The 19,045-nt window shown below is 62.9% G+C and carries 16 protein-coding genes; 5 read left to right on the top strand and 11 right to left on the bottom strand.

The genetic code is table 11. The features are described from left to right. Positions 1-4: 4 nt before the first annotated feature. The 6 genes from ccoO (V5F23_RS18740) to ccoN (V5F23_RS18715) form a co-directional block, all read right to left on the bottom strand. Entirely contained in the window at positions 5-613 is a 609-nt protein-coding gene (gene ccoO / locus V5F23_RS18740; protein WP_003199605.1) for a cytochrome-c oxidase, cbb3-type subunit II, read from the bottom strand. Beyond that, on the bottom strand, positions 613-2,055 hold the full coding sequence (gene ccoN, locus V5F23_RS18735) for a cytochrome-c oxidase, cbb3-type subunit I (protein ID WP_042731114.1): 1,443 nt from the start codon (positions 2,053-2,055) through the stop codon (positions 613-615). Before ccoN (V5F23_RS18735) ends, ccoO (V5F23_RS18740) begins: the two co-directional genes overlap by 1 nt. A gap of 480 nt (positions 2,056-2,535) precedes the next feature. Continuing rightward, complete coding sequence (gene ccoP / locus V5F23_RS18730) at positions 2,536-3,489, bottom strand: cytochrome-c oxidase, cbb3-type subunit III (protein ID WP_042731115.1); 954 nt, start codon at positions 3,487-3,489, stop codon at positions 2,536-2,538. Continuing rightward, positions 3,486-3,689, bottom strand: a complete 204-nt coding sequence (locus V5F23_RS18725) for a cbb3-type cytochrome c oxidase subunit 3 (protein ID WP_042731116.1) — start codon at positions 3,687-3,689, stop codon at positions 3,486-3,488. The genes ccoP and V5F23_RS18725 overlap by 4 nt, the downstream gene beginning before the upstream one ends. Positions 3,690-3,694: 5 nt before the next feature. Further along, the gene (gene ccoO, locus V5F23_RS18720; RefSeq protein ID WP_042731117.1) at positions 3,695-4,303 is read right to left on the bottom strand and encodes a cytochrome-c oxidase, cbb3-type subunit II; all 609 of its coding nucleotides are present in this window, start codon (positions 4,301-4,303) and stop codon (positions 3,695-3,697) included. A 10-nt stretch (positions 4,304-4,313) separates the two neighbouring features. Beyond that, positions 4,314-5,738: a cytochrome-c oxidase, cbb3-type subunit I gene (gene ccoN / locus V5F23_RS18715; protein WP_042731118.1), complete on the bottom strand. Its 1,425-nt coding sequence runs from the start codon at positions 5,736-5,738 to the stop codon at positions 4,314-4,316. A gap of 96 nt (positions 5,739-5,834) precedes the next feature. Between ccoN (V5F23_RS18715) and V5F23_RS18710 the strand changes: the two genes are divergently transcribed. Then, on the top strand, positions 5,835-6,527 hold the full coding sequence (locus V5F23_RS18710) for an alpha/beta family hydrolase (protein WP_047737784.1): 693 nt from the start codon (positions 5,835-5,837) through the stop codon (positions 6,525-6,527). 150 nt (positions 6,528-6,677) lie between these two features. Here V5F23_RS18710 and V5F23_RS18705 read toward each other — a convergent pair whose 3' ends face one another. The 3 genes from V5F23_RS18705 to acnA form a co-directional block, all read right to left on the bottom strand. After that, positions 6,678-8,243, bottom strand: coding sequence for a PAS domain-containing methyl-accepting chemotaxis protein (locus tag V5F23_RS18705; RefSeq protein ID WP_042731120.1), 1,566 nt, complete (start codon positions 8,241-8,243; stop codon positions 6,678-6,680). 77 nt (positions 8,244-8,320) lie between these two features. After that, positions 8,321-9,109: a CPBP family intramembrane glutamic endopeptidase gene (locus V5F23_RS18700; protein WP_042731121.1), complete on the bottom strand. Its 789-nt coding sequence runs from the start codon at positions 9,107-9,109 to the stop codon at positions 8,321-8,323. A 257-nt stretch (positions 9,110-9,366) separates the two neighbouring features. After that, entirely contained in the window at positions 9,367-12,108 is a 2,742-nt protein-coding gene (gene acnA / locus V5F23_RS18695) for an aconitate hydratase AcnA (protein WP_047737780.1), read from the bottom strand. 173 nt (positions 12,109-12,281) lie between these two features. Here acnA and rlmM point away from each other — a divergent pair, with 173 nt between their 5' ends. Together rlmM and tusA are read left to right on the top strand one after the other, a co-directional pair. Then, positions 12,282-13,355, top strand: a complete 1,074-nt coding sequence (rlmM, locus tag V5F23_RS18690; protein ID WP_212802840.1) for a 23S rRNA (cytidine(2498)-2'-O)-methyltransferase RlmM — start codon at positions 12,282-12,284, stop codon at positions 13,353-13,355. Positions 13,356-13,432: 77 nt separating this feature from the next. Further along, on the top strand, positions 13,433-13,684 hold the full coding sequence (tusA, locus tag V5F23_RS18685) for a sulfurtransferase TusA (protein ID WP_042732523.1): 252 nt from the start codon (positions 13,433-13,435) through the stop codon (positions 13,682-13,684). Here the strand turns inward: tusA and V5F23_RS18680 are convergent. Next, on the bottom strand, positions 13,681-15,084 hold the full coding sequence (locus V5F23_RS18680; RefSeq protein WP_047737776.1) for an MATE family efflux transporter: 1,404 nt from the start codon (positions 15,082-15,084) through the stop codon (positions 13,681-13,683). The two genes, tusA and V5F23_RS18680, sit on opposite strands and share 4 nt — an antisense overlap. Positions 15,085-15,368: 284 nt before the next feature. Between V5F23_RS18680 and pdxB the strand changes: the two genes are divergently transcribed. After that, positions 15,369-16,511 carry a 4-phosphoerythronate dehydrogenase PdxB gene (gene pdxB, locus V5F23_RS18675; protein ID WP_338496017.1) on the top strand — a complete coding sequence of 381 codons (1,143 nt, stop codon included), beginning with the start codon at positions 15,369-15,371 and terminating at the stop codon, positions 16,509-16,511. Between the two features lie 53 nt (positions 16,512-16,564). On the opposite strand, the gene V5F23_RS18670 is transcribed toward pdxB, so the two are convergent. Further along, the gene (locus V5F23_RS18670) at positions 16,565-16,744 is read right to left on the bottom strand and encodes a PA1571 family protein (protein WP_003199629.1); all 180 of its coding nucleotides are present in this window, start codon (positions 16,742-16,744) and stop codon (positions 16,565-16,567) included. Positions 16,745-16,996: 252 nt separating this feature from the next. Here V5F23_RS18670 and V5F23_RS18665 point away from each other — a divergent pair, with 252 nt between their 5' ends. Next, positions 16,997-18,769, top strand: coding sequence for an ABC transporter transmembrane domain-containing protein (locus tag V5F23_RS18665; protein ID WP_212802839.1), 1,773 nt, complete (start codon positions 16,997-16,999; stop codon positions 18,767-18,769). The last annotated feature ends 276 nt before the right edge of the window (positions 18,770-19,045 follow it).

Here is a 19,045-nt window from a genome sequence, read left to right as displayed (position 1 = left end):
AGAATCACCGTTTGCTTTTGATGATGGTGCCCAGGCCTTGCAGATAGGCCACCAGCGCGTCCATTTCAGTCTTGCCCTTGACGGCATCCTTGGCACCGGCGATGTCTTCGTCGGTGTAAGGCACGCCCAGGGTGCGCAGGACTTCCATTTTTTTCGCGGTGTCTTTGCCGTCGAGCTTGTTTTCTACGAGGAACGGGTAGGCCGGCATCTTCGATTCCGGCACGACGTTGCGCGGGTTGTACAAGTGCGCACGGTGCCAGTCGTCGGAGTAGCGGCCGCCAACGCGGGCCAGATCCGGACCGGTACGCTTGGAACCCCACAGGAACGGGTGATCCCAGACGCTTTCGCCGGCGACCGAGTAGTGGCCGTAGCGTTCGGTTTCGGCGCGGAACGGACGGATCATCTGCGAGTGGCAGCCGACACAGCCGTTGGCGATGTAGATGTCGCGGCCTTCCAGTTCAAGGGCGGTGCGCGGCTTCATGCCTTCGACCGGCTTGTTGGTGACGTCCTGGAAGAACAGCGGAACGATCTGGGTCAGGCCGCCGATGCTCACGGCGATGACCATGAAGAAGGCCAGCAGGCCGATATTCTTCTCTACTGCTTCGTGCTTCATCAGTGAGCTCCAACTACGGCGATCTTGGCGGCGGCTTCAGCTTCAGCCGGGTCAGAGGCACGAACGGTGCGGTACACGTTGTAGGCCATCAACAGCATGCCGCTGGCGAAGAACGCGCCGCCCAGGGCACGCACGATGTAGCCAGGATGGCTGGCCTGCAGCGCTTCGACGAACGAGTAGGTCAGAGTGCCGTCGTCGTTGATCGCACGCCACATCAGGCCCTGGGTGATGCCGTTGACCCACATCGAGGCGATGTAGAGCACGGTACCGATGGTGGCGAGCCAGAAGTGCGCGTTGATCAGGCCGGTGCTGTGCATCTGCGCGCGACCGAACAGTTTCGGGATCATGTGGTAGATGGCGCCAATGGAAATCATCGCCACCCAGCCGAGCGCACCGGCGTGTACGTGGCCGATGGTCCAGTCGGTGTAGTGGGACAGGGAGTTGACGGTCTTGATGGCCATCATCGGGCCTTCGAAGGTCGACATGCCGTAGAACGCCAGGGACACCACCAGGAACCGCAGGATCGGGTCGGTGCGCAATTTATGCCAGGCGCCCGACAGGGTCATCATGCCGTTGATCATGCCGCCCCAGCTGGGTGCCAGCAGGATGATCGACATCGCCATGCCCAGGGACTGCGCCCAGTCCGGCAGCGCGGTGTAGTGCAGGTGGTGCGGACCGGCCCAGATGTACAGGGTGATCAGCGCCCAGAAGTGGACGATGGACAGGCGATAGGAATAGATCGGACGCTCGGCCTGTTTCGGCACGAAGTAGTACATCATCCCCAAAAAGCCGGTGGTCAGGAAGAAGCCCACGGCGTTGTGGCCGTACCACCACTGGATCATCGCGTCGGTCGCGCCCGAGTAGGCCGAGTACGACTTGAACAGGCTGACCGGCAACGACATGTGGTTGACGATGTGCAGCATGGCCGTCACGACGATGAAGGCACCGTAGAACCAGTTACCGACATAGATGTGCTTGGTCTTGCGCTTGACGATGGTGCCGAAGAACACCAGACCGTAGGTCACCCAGACAATGGCCAGCAGAATAGCCAGGGGCCATTCCAGTTCCGCGTATTCCTTGGTGGTGGTGAAACCCATTGGCAAGGTCACGATCGCGCCGACGATGACCGCTTGCCAACCCCAGAAGGTGAAGGCGGCGAGGCTGTCGGAGATCAGTCGCGTTTGGCAGGTTCGCTGCACGACGTAGTAAGAAGTGGCAAACAACGCACATCCACCGAAGGCGAAGATCACCAGGTTGGTGTGCAGCGGGCGCAGGCGTCCAAATGTCGTCCATGGCAGATCGAAGTTCAACTCCGGCCAGACCAGTTGCGAGGCGATGAAGACACCGAGCCCCATGCCAAGGATCCCCCAGACCACCGTCATGATGGCGAACTGGCGGACTACCTTATAGTTATAAGCAGTCGGACTGATTGCTGTGCTCATTCTAAGGTTCCACGGTTTGGGTGTTTTATTAGGATAAAAATCGGTCGCAAGTATGGAGAAAGCGGGGGGTCATTGCAACGCGCCATGACCTGGGTCAATGCTTTCCGACGCTGATTCTGCGGCCTTTCCATGTTCCGTGTAGGGACAAAATCGGCCCACGGAAAAATGTCGCGACAAAGGAAAGCGGCGAGGGGTTCAGGTCGGTTGTAACGGGGTGTGTTCAAACGCTGCGTTCGAGGGATGCCGGGCAATTGTCGCAACAGCCGGTATTCCCTGCCTTTGCGGCTTTTCTTGTCGAACGATTGTCGGACACATCGGGTCGGGTCGACCTGAAACAGGCAGTCGCCAATGCACGCAGAGGCAAGCTTAGACCCGATTCGCAGGAACCGAAAGAAAGACCTTGGGAGGGTGCGACAATGCGTCGCGTGCAGGCATGGAACAGCCGCATCCAATGGATGCGGCTGTTCATGTGGTCAGGATTTATTCGCTTTTGCGTTCAGCTTGCAGGCGTTCGGCGCCAGCGTTGTGGGAGAGGCTGTAGACGTAGGCGGCAAGCAGTTGCACCTTGTCATTGCCGAGCATTTCATTCTGCGCCGGCATATGGCCCTGGCGACCATGGCGAATGGTCTGTTGCAACTGGGCCAGGCTGGTGCCGTAGATGAAACCGGCCGGTTGCGTCAGGTTAGGCGCGCCCATGGCTTCGGTGCCCTGGCCGTTGGCGCCGTGGCAGGCGACGCAGGTGGTGTTGAAGGCCTGCTGGCCGGCTTGCAGGTCGGCGCCGCTGTCCGCTGGCAACGGCAGGCCGGCCAGGTCATGGCGCACGTACGCCGCGACGTTCTTGACCCCGGCGTCCCCAAGCACCTCGCCCCAGGCCGGCATCGCCGCCATGCGGCCACCCATGATGGTGGTCTTGATGGTGTCGGCCGCGCCGCCCCAGCGCCAGTTGTTGTCGGCCAGGTTCGGGAAGCCGAAGGCGCCCTTGGCGTCCGAGCCGTGGCAGACCGAGCAGTTGGAGGCGAACAGGCGGGCGCCCATTTTCAGGGCTTGTGGGTCCTTGGCGACTTCTTCCACGGGCATCGCGGCGAACTTGGCGAAGATCGGCCCGAACTTGGCGTCGGCCTTGGCCATTTCCTTTTCCCATTCGTGGGCACCGGTCCAGCCATTCTCGTAGCCGGGCAGGATGCCTTTCCAGTTGCCCAGGCCCGGATACAGGACCAGGTAGCCGACGGAAAACACCAGGGTGCCGGCGAACAACAGGAACCACCATTGCGGCAGCGGGTTGTCGTACTCCTCGATGCCGTCGAAGCTGTGGCCCATGGTCTGGTCGACGCTGCCCTTGGTCTCGCCCTTGCGGGTACCGATCAGCAGCCAGGTCAGGCCGATCAGGCTGCCGAGGGTCAGTACGCAGATCCACGTACTCCAGAAGGTGGTCATGGCCGGGTACTCCTTGTTGCAGGGTCTTGGGGATTGGCGGTATCGGCGGGTGGCTCGTCGGCGAACGGCAGCAGGCGCGCCTGGGCGAATTCCGGGCCGCGCTTGCTGCTGAACGCCCACAGGAGCAGGCCGATGAAGGCGACGAAGACCACGATCGTGCCCAGGCCGCGGATCATTCCAGTGCTCATTTCAAGAAACATGGGGCTCACCTCTTGCTCTTGATGGCAGTGCCGAGCACTTGCAGGTAGGCCACCAGGGCGTCCATTTCGGTCTTGCCCTTGAGCGAGGCCACGGCGCCTGTGATGTCATCGTCGGTGTACGGCACACCCAGGGTGCGCATGGCCCGCAGCTTGGTCTCGGTGTGGCTGCTGTCCACGGCCTGGGTCACCAGCCATGGGTAGGCCGGCATCTTCGACTCGGGCACCACGTTGCGCGGGTTGTACAGGTGCGCACGGTGCCAGTCGTCGGAGTAGCGTGCGCCGACGCGGGCCAGGTCCGGGCCGGTACGCTTGGAACCCCACAGGAACGGGTGGTCCCAGACGCTTTCACCGGCGACCGAGTAGTGGCCGTAGCGCTCGGTTTCGGCGCGGAACGGACGGATCATCTGCGAATGGCAGCCGACGCAGCCTTCGCGGATGTAGATGTCACGGCCTTCCAGTTGCAGGGCGGTGTAGGGCTTCATGCCATCCACCGGCTTGTTGGTCACGTCCTGGAAGAACAGCGGCACGATCTGGGTCAGGCCGCCGATGCTCACGGCCAGCACCATCAGCAGCATCAGCAGGCCGACGTTTTTTTCGATTGTTTCGTGTTTCATGGCGGACTCCTCAGGCCATCTGCGCGGCAGCGGCGGCTTCGGCAGGCTGGTAAGCCCGCACGGTGCGCCAGGTGTTGTAGGCCATCAGCAGCATGCCGGTGAGGAAGACTGCCCCGCCCACCAGCCGTACGATGAAGCCCGGGTGGCTGGCCACCAGCGTCTCGACGAAGGAGTAGGTGAGCGTGCCGTCCTCGTTCACCGCGCGCCACATCAGGCCCTGGGCGATGCCGTTGACCCACATCGAGGCGATGTAGAGCACGGTGCCGATGGTCGCGAGCCAGAAGTGCGCGTTGATCAGGCCGATGCTGTGCATCTGTGGCCGGCCGAAGACTTTCGGGATCATGTGATACAGCGCGCCGATGGAAATCATCGCCACCCAGCCGAGTGCGCCGGCGTGTACGTGGCCGATGGTCCAGTCGGTGTAGTGGGAGAGGGCGTTGACGGTCTTGATGGCCATCATCGGGCCCTCGAAGGTCGACATGCCGTAGAACGCCAGGGACACCACCAGGAACCGCAGGATCGGGTCGCTGCGCAACTTATGCCAGGCGCCCGAGAGGGTCATCATGCCGTTGATCATGCCACCCCAGCTCGGTGCCAGCAGGATCAGCGACATCACCATGCCCAGCGACTGCGCCCAGTCCGGCAGCGCGGTGTAGTGCAGGTGGTGAGGACCCGCCCAGATGTACAGGGTGATCAGCGCCCAGAAGTGAACGATGGACAGGCGATAGGAATACACCGGACGCTCGGCCTGTTTCGGCACGAAGTAGTACATCATCCCCAGGAACCCGGCCGTGAGGAAGAAGCCTACGGCGTTGTGCCCGTACCACCATTGCACCATCGCGTCCGTGGCCCCGGCGTACACCGAGTAGGACTTGGTGAAGCTCACCGGCAGTTCCAGGTTGTTGACGATGTGCAGGATCGCCACGGTCAGGATGAACCCGCCGAAGAACCAGTTGCCGACGTAGATGTGCTTGGTGTTGCGCTTGGCCACGGTGCCGAAGAAGACGATGGCGTAGGCGACCCAGACAATGGTGATCAGGATGTCGATCGGCCATTCCAGCTCGGCGTATTCCTTGGAACTGGTGTAGCCCAGCGGCAGGCTGATGGCCGCCAGCAGAATCACCAGTTGCCAGCCCCAGAAGCAGAAAGCGGCGATTTTCGGCGCAAACAGCTGGGTCTGGCAGGTGCGCTGCACCGAATAGAACGAACTGGCGAACAGCGCGCAGCCACCGAAGGCGAAGATCACCGCGTTGGTGTGCAGCGGACGCAGGCGACCGAAGCTGGTCCAGGGCAAATCGAAGTTGAGCTGTGGCCAGACCAATTGGGCGGCGAGAAAAACCCCGAGCCCCATGCCGACGATGCCCCACACCACCGTCATAATGGCGAATTGGCGGACCACCTTGTAGTTGTAGGCGGTACTGATAGAAGTGTTCATGGTTCCCCATCCACGGTTCAGCCGAAGTGAGCGCCTGCGCAAGGCAGGGCGGCGTGCTTCGCCTGGAGTTATAGGCAGACTAAAAGCGAGGCAAGCATGGACAAACAGCACAAGGCCAGTATTGACGGGGATCAATGGGCGCGGTGCGTGGCCCAACACGGTTGGCTGTGGACGCCGGCACAACCGGTGGACGACGGCGATCCGCCGACCCTGATCCTGGCCCATGGTGCGGGTGCGCCGATGGACAGCGGTTTCATGGACGACATGGCCGCACGTCTTGCTGCGCAGGGCGTCAACGTGTTGCGCTTCGAGTTTCCCTACATGGCCCAACGACGCCTGGACGGCGGCAAGCGCCCCCCCAACCCGGCACCGAAATTGTTGGAATGCTGGCGCGAGGTGTACGCCACCGTGCGGCCTTATGTCGCGGGTCGACTGGCGATTGGCGGCAAATCCATGGGCGGGCGGATGGCGAGCCTGTTGGCTGACGAACTGGGGTGCGACGCGCTGGTGTGCCTCGGGTATCCGTTCTATGCGCCGGGCAAACCGGAGAAGCCGCGGGTCGAGCATCTGGCCGAATTGAAGGCCCCAACGCTGATCATCCAGGGCGAGCGCGACGCATTGGGCAATCGCGAGGCGGTGGCGGGGTATGCGTTGTCAGCCAGTATCGAGGTGGTGTGGCTGGAGGCGGGGGATCATGACCTCAAGCCGTTGAAGGCTTCGGGGTTCAGTCATGGGCAGCATTTGGAGACGGCGGCGCAGGCGGTGGCTGGGTTTCTTCTTCGCCGTTGAGCGTGTCTGGCGGGGCCTCTTCGCGGGCAAGCCCGCTCCCACAGAGGAAGGCAGTTTTCACGCGAAGGTTTGTAACGCTGCAACTCTTTTAAATGGGCAAAAAAAACCGGGAAGCACTGTCTTCCCGGTTTTTTATCCCGCTAAGCCCTGTCAGCGGTTGAACCGTTCCACCAGCGAGTACTGGGTATTGGCCGTGCGGGTCAGTTCTTCGCTCAGCAGCGCCGAGCTGTGAGCCTGCCCCGAAGTCTGGTCGGCCAGTTCCGAGATGTTGCTGATGTTGCGGCTGATCTCCTCGGCCACCGAGCTTTGCTCCTCGGTCGCTGCGGCGATCTGGGTGGTCATGTCGGTGATGTTGGCCACCGCTTCGCTGATGCCCACCAATGCCTGGTCCGCTTCCATGACCCGCGCCACACCCTCTTCGGCCTGGCGATGGCCGGCGTCCATGGTTTGCACGGCGTTGGTGGCGGTCTGCTGGAGCTTGGCGATCAGGGCGTGGATCTGCCCGGTGGATTCGCTGGTGCGCTGCGCCAGTTGCCGCACTTCGTCGGCCACCACGGCAAAACCGCGGCCCATCTCACCGGCACGGGCCGCTTCGATGGCGGCGTTCAGGGCCAGCAGGTTGGTCTGGTCGGCGATGCCTTTGATCACGTCTACCACGCCGCCGATCTCGTCGCTGTCCTTGGCCAGTTGGGTCACGGTCTGGCCCGTTTCACCCACGACAACCGACAGTCGCTCGATGGCCTCGCGGGTTTCCCCGGCAATGTCGCGGCCGCGACCGGTCAGGCGATTGGCCTCCTGGGTCGCATCGGCGGTGCGCTGTACATGGCTGGCGACTTCCTGAGTGGTCGCCGCCATCTGGTTCACCGCCGTGGCCACCTGCTCGGTTTCCACTCGCTGGCGCTCCAGGCCACTGGAGCTGTCGTGGGCCAGGGAGTTGGACTGGCGAGCCTGATCGTTGAGGTGCTCGGCGGTGTCCTGCAAGCGGGTCAGGCAGGTTTTCAGGCGCGCTTCCTGGCTGAGGATCGACATCTCCAGGCGTGCCTGGGCGCCACGGCTGTCGGTGTACATCTGGGCGATCAGCGGGTCGGAAGTGGTCTGTTCGGCCAGGCGCAGCAGGCGCTTGATCCCGCGTTGCTGCCATTGCAGCCCCATCAGGCCCAACGGCACCGACAGCACCGCCGCGAGGGCGAAGCCCCAGTGGGAGTTGAGGAACGCGCCGACGACGAAGCTCAACTGGCTGACCAGGATGAACGGCAGCCAGTCCTGCAGCATGGGCAGCCACTTGTCGCTGCGTGGAACCGCGGGCTTGCCCTGGTTGATGCGGCGATACAGCGCCTCGGCCCGGGTGATCTGCTCGGCGGTCGGCTTGACCCGTACCGACTCGTAGCCGATCACCTGGTTGCCTTCGAATATAGGCGTGACGTAGGCGTTGACCCAGTAATGGTCGCCGCTTTTGCAGCGATTCTTGACGATGCCCATCCATGGCAAGCCTTGTTTCAGCGTGCCCCACATATGGGCGAACACGGCGGAAGGAACGTCGGGATGGCGTACCAGGTTGTGCGGTGAACGAATCAGTTCCTCCTTGGAAAACCCGCTGATTTCGACGAATGCGTCGTTGCAGTAGGTGATCACACCTTTGGCGTCGGTGGTGGAAATCAATCGTTGCTGGGCCGGGAAGGTCCTTTCGCGTTGTGTAATGGGTTGGTTATTACGCATGGTGTGTAGATCCGCAAGGCTTTGAAAGGTTGTCGGCGTCGTCAGGTTTAAGTTGAAGTTATTTTTGCCTGTCGCTATCACGCCAGCATCGGGTAGGTAAATAGGGCGAAATGAAGCAGGTTGAGGGCAAAATGCGTGGCGATTGCCGCGCCCAGGCCACCGAAACGGTACGCCAGGCCATAACCGATCCCCGCCAGGCCCGACAGCAACACCCATTGCCAGCCAGCGCCGGCATGCACCAGGCCGAATACCAGCGAGGCCAGGAGCAAGGCCAGGTTGTCGCCATAGGCCAGATGTTTGAAACGCCGGCTCAGGCCTCCCTGAATGTAGCCACGAAACAGCGCTTCCTCCACCAATGTCACCAGTAAAAGATTATTGGCCAGCCAGATCCACGCCTGGTCCGGCCATTTCGGCGCCCAGTGGATCATGCCCAGCAGCAGTGCCCCGCCCAATGCAAGGACTGCGCTCAGACCCAGGCCCAGGGCCGTGGCGAAGACCGACAGGCGCAGCGAGCGCCGGCCGACGACCCACGGGCAGGCCAGTAGCAGCCAAAAGCCTATCAGGGGTTTGTCCTGGTTCAAGTACAGCGCGAATCGCGCGGCGTCGTCAGTCAGGCGCTGTGGAGGGATCACCCGGCCATTGAAAAAACCAGGCATCCAATGCATCGCCAACGCGAGGGCCATCACCAGGAACAGGACGTGCCCGAGAAACCGGCCGACCGGCATCGCTTGCTGGCGAACGGCATAACCGGCGAACAGTAGCAATACCAGCGTAATGGCGGCCGTCCACGCCAAATGCCCGTAGACCAGGGCCAAGGCATAGCCAAGAGAAAGAAGGGCCAGGTAAGGCCAGGGGAGAGCAGGCATATAACATCCTTTTAGGCGGTGGCGCTTTGGGCGAACGTGGTCGCCGCGTCTACGACGCTGCCATGTCACGCAAAGAGCACAAAGGGTGTCCACGCCGACTCATGGACGCGCGCGGGCACCTCGCGGCTGACACCGTTCCGTGAGCGTCAGTGGGGAGGGGATTATAAGCAGGTCGATACAAAAACGGCGATTGAACCGTTCATCCGGGGGGAAAGCCTTGTGGGAGCGAGCTTGCTCGCTCCCACAAGAGATTGCGTTCAACTGGCGATCAACTGCCGCAGCACGTAGTGCAGGATCCCGCCGGCCTTGAAGTACTCCACTTCATTGAGTGTATCGATCCGGCACAACACCTCGATCCGCTCCTGGCGACCGTCCTCGCGGGTGATCACCAGGGGCAGGTTCATCCGCGGGGTCAGCTCGACGCCATCCAGGCCAAGGATGTCCAGGGTTTCCTTGCCCGTGAGGTTCAGGCGCTTGCGGTTCTGGTCGAGCTTGAACTGCAACGGCAGCACGCCCATGCCCACCAGATTGGAGCGGTGGATGCGCTCGAAGCTTTCGGCGATCACCGCCTTGACCCCCAGCAGGTTGGTGCCCTTGGCCGCCCAGTCCCGGCTCGAACCGGTGCCGTACTCCTGGCCGGCGATCACCACCAGTGGCGTGCCCGTGGCCTGGTACAGCATGGCGGCGTCGTAGATCGGCATTTTTTCGCCGCTGGGTATATAGATCGTGTTGCCGCCTTCTTCGCCGTCGAGCATTTCATTGCGTATGCGGATATTGGCGAAGGTGCCGCGCATCATCACCTGGTGGTTGCCGCGCCTTGAGCCGTAGGAGTTGAAGTCCCGCGGTTCCACGCCCTGTTCGCGCAGGTAGCGACCGGCGGGGCTGTCGGTCTTGATGTTGCCGGCCGGGGAGATGTGGTCGGTGGTGACCGAGTCCCCGAGCAGCGCCAGGACCCGGGCGCCTTCGACGTTCCTGATGGCCGGTGGTGGCCCGCCAATACCGTCGAAGAACGGTGGGTGCTGGATGTAGGTCGAGTCGTCCTGCCAGACGTAGGTTGCCGCCTGTGGCACCTCGATGGCCTGCCACTGCTCGTCACCGGCAAACACGGCGGCGTATTCCTTGTGGAACATGCTGGTGTTGACCTTGGCCACGGCCTCGGCCACTTCCTGGCTGCTGGGCCAGATGTCCCGCAGGTACACCGGCTTGCCGTGCTGGTCGTTCCCCAGCGGCTCGCTGCTGATGTCGATGCGCACGGTGCCCGCCAGGGCGTAGGCGACCACCAGGGGCGGCGAGGCCAGCCAGTTGGTCTTCACCAGTGGATGCACCCGGCCTTCGAAGTTGCGGTTGCCCGACAAGACCGACGCCACGGTCAGGTCGGCTTTTTGGATGGCTTTCTCGATCGGGTCCGGCAGCGGCCCGGAGTTGCCGATGCAGGTGGTGCAACCGTAGCCCACCAGGGCAAAGCCGAGCTGGTCCAGGTACTCGGTCAGGCCGGCGGCCTTGTAGTAGTCGGTGACGACCTTGGAGCCGGGCGCCAGGGAGCTCTTGACCCAGGGTTTGCGCGTCAGGCCTTTTTCAACGGCTTTCTTGGCCAGCAGCCCGGCGGCCATCATCACGCTGGGGTTGGACGTATTGGTGCAGGACGTGATGGCGGCGATCACCACCGCGCCGTTTTTCAGCCGATGGGTATGGCCTTCGAACTCATACTCGGCTTCGCCGACCTGATCGGCGTTGCCCACCGCGACACCGCCACCGCCCTCACTTTCCAGGCGACCTTCTTCCTTGCTGGTGGGTTTGACCTGCAGGCCCAGGAAGTCGCTGAAGGCCTGGCCGACGTTAGGCAGCGAGACCCGGTCCTGGGGGCGTTTCGGCCCGGCGAGGCTGGCCTCGACGCTGCCCATGTCCAGGGCCAGGGTGTCGGTGAATACCGGCTCCAGGCCGGGCAGGCGCCACAGGCCCTGGGCCTTGCAGTAGGCTTCCACCAGTTTCACGGTTTCCGTCGGCCGGCCGGACAGGCGCAAATAATCCAGGGTGACGTCGTCCACCGGGAAGAAACCGCACGTGGCACCGTATTCCGGGGCCATGTTGGCGATGGTGGCGCGGTCGGCCAGGGGCAGGTCGGCGAGGCCGTCGCCATAGAATTCGACGAACTTGCCCACCACCCCTTTCTTGCGCAGCATCTGCGTGACCGTCAGCACCAGGTCGGTGGCGGTGATGCCTTCGCGCAGCTTGCCGGTGAGTTTGAAGCCGATCACTTCGGGGATCAGCATCGACACCGGTTGGCCCAGCATCGCCGCCTCGGCCTCGATTCCGCCGACGCCCCAGCCCAGTACACCGAGGCCATTGATCATGGTGGTGTGGGAGTCGGTGCCCACCAGGGTGTCTGGAAAGGCATAGGTGCGGCCGTCTTCTTCGCGGGTCCACACGGTGCGGCCCAGGTACTCGAGGTTGACCTGGTGGCAAATGCCGGTGCCCGGCGGCACCACGCTGAAATTATCGAAGGCGCTCTGGCCCCAACGCAGGAAGGCGTAGCGTTCGCCGTTGCGCTGCATCTCGATGTCGACGTTCTGTTCGAATGCGTCGCGGCTGGCGAAGCGATCGACCATCACCGAGTGGTCGATCACCAGGTCCACCGGTGACAGCGGGTTGATCCGCTGCGGGTCGCCGCCGGCCTGTTCGACGGCGGCGCGCATGGCCGCCAGGTCAACCACCGCCGGGACGCCGGTGAAGTCTTGCATCAACACCCGTGCGGGGCGGTACTGGATCTCGCGGTCGGAACGACGATCCTTGAGCCACCCGGCCAGGGCCTTGAGGTCGGCGCCGGTGACGGTTTTTTCATCTTCCCAGCGCAGCAGGTTTTCCAGCAGCACCTTCAGGGACATGGGCAGCTTGTCCAGGTCGCCGAGGCTGCGGGCAGCGTCCGGGAGACTGAAATAGTGGTAAGTCCTGGCGTCGACTTGCAATGTTTTAAGGGTTTTCAGGCTATCGAGGGACGGCATTGAAATCACTCCTTTGAGTCCGCACGGCTACGGACTGACGGGGACGGACAGAGCCTTTAACCTAGCCCTGTTTCGAGCGTATGACTAATCACTGGACTCTATGGACAGGTTCGGGGTTCCGAAGTCCGCTATCATGCGGCGGTTTTCGTGACAGGCTTTGCTACGGAGTTTCAATGAACACGCTTTTCATGCACTGCCGGCCCGGCTTCGAGGGCGAGGTCTGCTCCGAGATCGCCGAACACGCGGCCCGGCTCAACGTGGCCGGCTACGCCAAGGCCAAGCCGGCCAGTGCCTGTGTCGAATTTGTCTGCACCGAGGAGGACGGCGCCGAGCGCCTGATGCGCGGCCTGCGTTTCGCCGAGCTGATTTTTCCGCGTCAGTGGGCCCGCGGCACCTTTATCGAGCTGCCGGAAACCGATCGCATCAGCGTGATCCTGGCGCACATGGCGCAGTTCCCCGTCTGTGGCAGCTTGTGGCTGGAGGTGGTCGACACCAATGATGGCAAGGAACTGTCGAACTTCTGCAAGAAATTCGAAGGCCCGCTGCGCAAGGCGCTGACCGCCGCCGGCAAGCTGGCGGACGACCCGCACAAGCCTCGCCTGTTACTGACCTTCAAGAGTGGCCGCGAAGTGTTCCTGGGGCAGGCGCCGGCCGATAATTCGGCGATGTGGCCGATGGGCATCCCGCGCCTGAAGTTTCCCCGGGAGGCGCCGAGTCGTTCCACCCTCAAGCTCGAAGAGGCCTGGCACCATTTCATTCCTCGCCAGGAGTGGGACGAGCGCCTGCACAGCGACATGACCGGGGTGGACCTGGGCGCGGCGCCGGGCGGTTGGACCTGGCAGTTGGTCAACCGCGGCATGCTGGTCACGGCCATCGACAATGGCCCGATGGCCGAGAGCCTGATGGAGACTGGCCTGGTGCAGCACCTGATGGCGGATGGCTTCACCTTCAAGCCCAAGCAGCCGGTGGACTGGATGGTCTGCGACATCGTCGAGAAACCGGCGCGCAACGCGGCGATGCTGGAAGAGTGGATTGGCGACGGGCACTGTCGCGAGGCGGTGGTCAACCTCAAGTTGCCGATGAAACAGCGCTATGCCGAAGTCAAGCGCCTGCTCGAACGCATCGCCGAGGGCTTCAAGGCCCGGGGTATCAAGGTCGAGATCGGCTGCAAGCAGCTGTACCACGACCGCGAGGAAGTGACCTGTCATTTGCGGCGGTTGGACACCGGCAAGCCCAAGTCCCGCTAGGACGGGTCTGTGGCTAGGCGCATTTGTTAAGAGCCCCGGCATTGCGCGACAATGCCGGTCAGTATCTGGAGTAGAACATGAGTGAAATGAACGACACACCGGTCGACGGCACGCTGGATGCCACCGGCCTCAATTGCCCCGAGCCGGTGATGATGCTGCACCAACACATCCGCGACCTGGTGCCTGGCGGGCTGCTGAAAGTGATCGCCACCGATCCCTCGACGCGTCGCGACATCCCCAAGTTCTGTGTGTTTCTCGACCACGAACTGGTGGGCCAGGACGAAGTGGATGGCACCTACCGCTACTGGATCCGCAAGAAACTCGCCTAGCCTCGCGTACGGCTGATGCGAATCTGCTGGCGTGCGCTGCGTGCCAGGCGGATCGACAGCATCAGCGCCGCGCAGCTCAAGCCTACGATCAAACCCTGCCACAACCCGCTCGGGCCGCTGGCCGCGCCGAGCCAGTCGGTGAGGCCGAGGGCATAGCCCACCGGCAGGCCGATGCCCCAATAGGCAAACAACGTCAGGATCATCGTCACCCGCGTGTCCTGATAGCCACGCAGCGCGCCCGCCGCCGTCACCTGGATCGCGTCGGAAAACTGGAACAGGGCCGCGTAGACGATCAGCATCGACGCGACCTCGATCACCACCGGGTCGGCGGTATAGATCGCGGCGATGGGGCCGCGCAGGGCGAACATCAGGCTCGCCGACAGGCATGCATACGCCAGCGCGGTGCCCATGCCCACGCCCGCGGCGAAGCGCGCTTCACGGGGCTGGGCGCGTCCCAGTGCCTGACCGACCCGAACCGTCACGGCCATGCCCAAGGAGTAGGGGATCATGAACACCAGGGAGCTGAAGTTCAGGGCAATCTGGTGCCCGGCGACCACGGTGGCGCCAAGGCTGCCGATCAACAATGCAATCACCGCGAAAATACTCGACTCGGCGAATACTGCGATACCAATCGGCAGGCCGATGCCGAGCAGGCGCTGGATGACGGCCCACTGCGGCCAGTCGAAACGGCTGAACAGATGGCTCGATTGATAGGCCGGCGCCCATCGGGCCCAACCGGCCATGCCCAGGGCCATGACCCACATCACGATGGCCGTGGCCCAGCCGCAACCGACGCCGCCCATGGCCGGCACGCCCAGGTGCCCATAAATGAAGATGTAGTTGAGCGGAATGTTCAGTGCCAGCCCGCACAACCCCAGCACCATCGCTGGCCGGGTGCGTCCCAGGCCATCGCTGAAGCAGCGCAGTACGTGATACAGCGCCACCGCCGGAAGGCCGGTACCGATGCCGCGCAGGTACTCCATGCACGGGCCGATCAGTTCGGGGTCGACCTTCATGATGTGCAGGATCGGCTCGGCGCTGAACAGCGCCAGCGTGGCGATCAGCCCCACCACCAGCGCCAGCCACAGTGCCTGGCGCACCAGCGGGCCGATGTCGCCAAACGCGCCGGCACCGAAGCGCTGGGCGACTTTCGGGGTGGTGGCCAGCAACGTACCGGTCATCAACAGGAACACCGGCACCCAGATCGAATTGCCCAGCGCCACCGCCGCCAGGTCCCGCGGGCCGACACGGCCGGCCATCACCGCATCGACGAAGCCCATGGCGGTGGTCGCCAGTTGCGCCACCATGATCGGCAATGCCAGGGCTAGCAGTGTCTTGAACTCCAGGCGGACCCGGGCCGGGCGGGAGAGGAGGGCGGGTGTGTCGATCACAGGTTTCACAGGCGAAGCGTCCGAAAGAATAAGCGCAAGGCGGCGAATTCTACGCGTTGACGCAGTGGTCAGGAAAAAACCTGTGTTAGGGGATTTGTAATCATGCACTCGGCGCGTGAGTTTTTGTGGCGAGGGGATTTATCCCCGTTGGGTGCGTAGCACCCCTTGCTATCATTGCGACTGCTTTGCAGTCGAGCGGGGATAAATCCCCTCGCCACAACATCATTCGCTCTTGGTAATGCGCAGACCTACCGGAGCGCCTACACTGCCCACCCCGCCACAGGAGCTTCGCCATGCTGATCGTCGCCGACGAAAACATCCCCCTGCTCGATGCATTTTTCCAAGGTTTCGGTGAAATCCGCCGAGTGGCCGGGCGGGGGATCGATCGGGCGATGGTCGAGCAGGCCGATGTGCTGCTGGTGCGCTCGGTCAGCCAGGTCAATCGAGCGCTGCTGGAAGGCAGCCGGGTACGCTTCGTGGGCACGTGCACCATCGGCACCGATCACCTGGACCTGGAGTATTTCGCCGAAGCCGGGATCCGTTGGGCCAGTGCTCCGGGCTGCAATGCCCGGGGCGTGGTGGACTACGTGCTGGGCAGCCTCATGGCCCTGGCTGAAATCGAGGGCGCGAACCTTGAGCAACGGACTTTCGGCGTGGTCGGCGCGGGCCAGGTGGGCGGGCGCTTGATCAAGGTGCTCCAGGGGCTGGGCTGGACCGTGAAGGTCTGCGACCCACCGCGCCAGGCCGCCGAGGGCGGTGACTATGTCAGCCTGGAGCAGATCATCGAGCAGTGCGATGTCATCAGCCTGCACACACCGCTGACCCGTGACGGCGAGCAACCGACCTGGCACCTGTTCGACGAAGCGCGTTTGAACCGGCTCAAGCCCGGGACCTGGCTCATCAATGCCGCCCGTGGCCCGGTGATCGACAATGCGGCGTTGCGCGAGGTGCTGCTGGAGCGCGAAGACCTGCAAGCGGTGCTGGACGTCTGGGAGCAGGAGCCGACCGTGGACGTGGACCTGGCCGACCTGTGCGTCATCGCCACCCCGCACATTGCCGGCTACAGTCTCGATGGCCGCCAGCGCGGCACGGCGCAGATCTACCAGGCCTTGTGCGATTTCCTGCAACAACCGGTGGCTGTCAGCCTGAGCGACCTGCTGCCCCGGCCCTGGCTTGGCGGTGTCACCCTGGATGCCGACACCGACCCCGCCTGGGCCCTGGCCGCGCTGTGCCGCGGTGTGTACGACCCGCGCCGCGACGATGCGGATTTTCGCCGCAGCCTGGTGGACACGGTCAGTGAGCAGCGCAGCGCCTTCGATGCGTTGCGCAAGCACTATCCGCCGCGCCGGGAGATCGACAGCTTGAACGTGGCTATCGAAGGGCAGTCGCCGGCCTTGCAACAGATCGTGACCGCGCTGGGCGCCACCCTGTTGTAATCAGGCACAAAAAACCCGACACCAAGGTCGGGTTCAGGCGAAGACGGGCTGTATCACTTTTGTTCGGCAGGTTTGACCAGTCGTTTTTCCAGTTCGCTGCAAGCCTTCTGGATCATGTCCTCGGTGATCGGTACTTCGCGCCCTTGGGCATCGATGAACGAACAGCCCAGGGACTGGTCCGGTTGCGTGCGGATTACTTGGATCTTGTCGTCGCTGCTGTGTTGCAAGGACATGGCCTGTCTCCTCATCAGGTTGTGTGCCTACTGTAATGTCGCCAGGTGACCGAGCCATGACACTCCTTGTGGGTTCATGGCGACACCTGTACTCAACCAGAAACACAGTCGCGTTTCCAGCCAGACTTTAGACCGATAACATCTAGCCGCTAGTCGTTGCGGTCATATTCAACCGGACTCATTTTGATTCAACTTGGTTCCCTTGTTTTTCGATGCCGTTGGCGGCCTTTTTCCCTTTATCGGACGTTTCTGATGCTTTCTTCCCAACATCGCCGTGCCATACGCCTGGCCAGCGGCTTCATCGCGCCGTATCGCAAGCAAGTGGCTGGCGCATTGTTGGCACTCGTTGTCACTGCCGGCATCACCCTGTCCATGGGGCAAGGCATCCGATTGCTGGTGGACCAGGGCTTCATGACCCGATCACCGCACCTGCTCAATCAGTCCATCGGCCTGTTCATGGTGTTGGTGATCGCGCTGGCGATGGGCACCTTTGCCCGTTTCTATCTGGTGTCGTGGATCGGCGAGCGGGTGGTGGCCGACATCCGCCGGCAGGTCTTCAACCATTTGGTATACCTGCACCCGGGCTTCTACGAAAACAACCGCAGTTCGGAAATCCAGTCGCGCCTGACCGCCGACACCACGTTGCTGCAGTCGGTGATCGGCTCGTCGCTGTCCTTGTTCCTGCGCAACGCCTTGATGGTGGTGGGCGGCATCGTGCTGCTGTTCGTCACCAACCCCAAGCTGACCAGCATCGTGGTGATCGCGCTGCCGTTGGTGCTGGCGCCGATCCTGCTGTTCGGTCGCCGGGTGCGCAGCCTCTCGCGCCAGAGCCAGGACCGCATCGCCGACGTTGGCAGCTATGTTTCCGAAACCCTTGGCCAGATCAAGACCGTGCAGGCCTACAACCACCAGGTCCAGGATGAGCAACGTTTTTCCGTCACAGTGGAGCAGGCTTTCGATACCGCACGCAAACGTATCGTCCAGCGGTCCTGGCTGATCACCCTGGTGATCGTACTGGTCCTGGGGGCAGTGGGTGTGATGTTGTGGGTGGGCGGCATGGACGTGATCGCCGGGCGTATCTCTGGTGGCGAACTGGCGGCCTTCGTGTTCTACAGCCTGATCGTCGGCAGTGCCTTCGGAACCCTGAGCGAGGTGATCGGCGAGTTGCAACGGGCGGCTGGCGCGGCGGAGCGTATCGCCGAGTTGCTGCGTTCGGAGAACATCATCCAGCCGCCGAGCACCGGTCTGGTGACGCTGCCGGAACGGGTCCGAGGCGATCTGTGCCTGGAGGGCGTGCGTTTTTCCTATCCGTCCCGACCGGACAGCTACGCGGTCGATGGCCTCGACCTGACCGTCCAGGCTGGCGAGACACTGGCCCTGGTCGGGCCTTCCGGGGCGGGCAAGTCGACGGTGTATGACCTGTTGCTGCGCTTCTACGACCCGGCGCAGGGGCAGATTCTCATCGACAATGTGCCGCTGACCCGACTCGACCCCCTGGACCTGCGCCGCCATTTCGCCCTGGTTTCGCAAAACCCGGCGCTGTTTTTTGGCACGGTTGAAGAAAATATACGTTACGGCAATCCACAGGCGACGTCCGAGCAGGTGCGCGAAGCCGCGCAGATCGCCCACGCCCACGATTTTATCGAGAAAATGCCCGACGGCTATCAAACTCACTTGGGCGACGGTGGCCTGGGGTTATCCGGCGGTCAGCGCCAGCGCCTGGCCATCGCCCGGGCGCTGCTGGTGGATGCGCCGATCCTGCTGCTGGACGAAGCCACCAGCGCCCTCGATGCGCAAAGTGAACACCTGATCCAGCAAGCCCTGCCGAGCCTGATGAAAAACCGCACCACCCTGGTCATCGCCCACCGCCTGGCCACGGTCAAGAACGCCGACCGGATCGCAGTGATGGACCAGGGCAAGGTCGTTGCCGTGGGAACCCACCAGGAACTGGTCGCCAGCAACGCGCTGTATGCGCGGTTGGCGGCGTTGCAGTTCAATGTGGGGGTAGAAGCGGCGACCGACTAAGCACAGCGGTTTCCTGAGTGTTCGCGGATTCAGTGTTCACCAAAGGACTCCTGTGGGAGCGAGCTTGCTCGCGAAAGCGGTGTGTCAGTCGATGGAGATGTTGGATAGGCCGGGCCTCTTCGCGGGCAAGCCCGCTCCCACAGGTTGATCGTTGGCGGGCACAGGATGTGTGTTCACCGTACTTCCCTTGTTGGAGCGGGCTTGCTCGCGAAAGCGGTGTGTCAGTCGATGGAGATGTTGGACAGGCCGGGCCTCTTCGCGGGCAAGCCCGCTCCC

Origin of the sequence: Pseudomonas sp. WP18 (assembly GCF_036689585.1) — a bacterium.
GTDB lineage: Bacteria > Pseudomonadota > Gammaproteobacteria > Pseudomonadales > Pseudomonadaceae > Aquipseudomonas > Aquipseudomonas chlororaphis_E.
The sequence above is the reverse complement of the archived record's forward strand: the minus strand, read 5'-3'. Positions and strand labels throughout refer to the sequence as shown.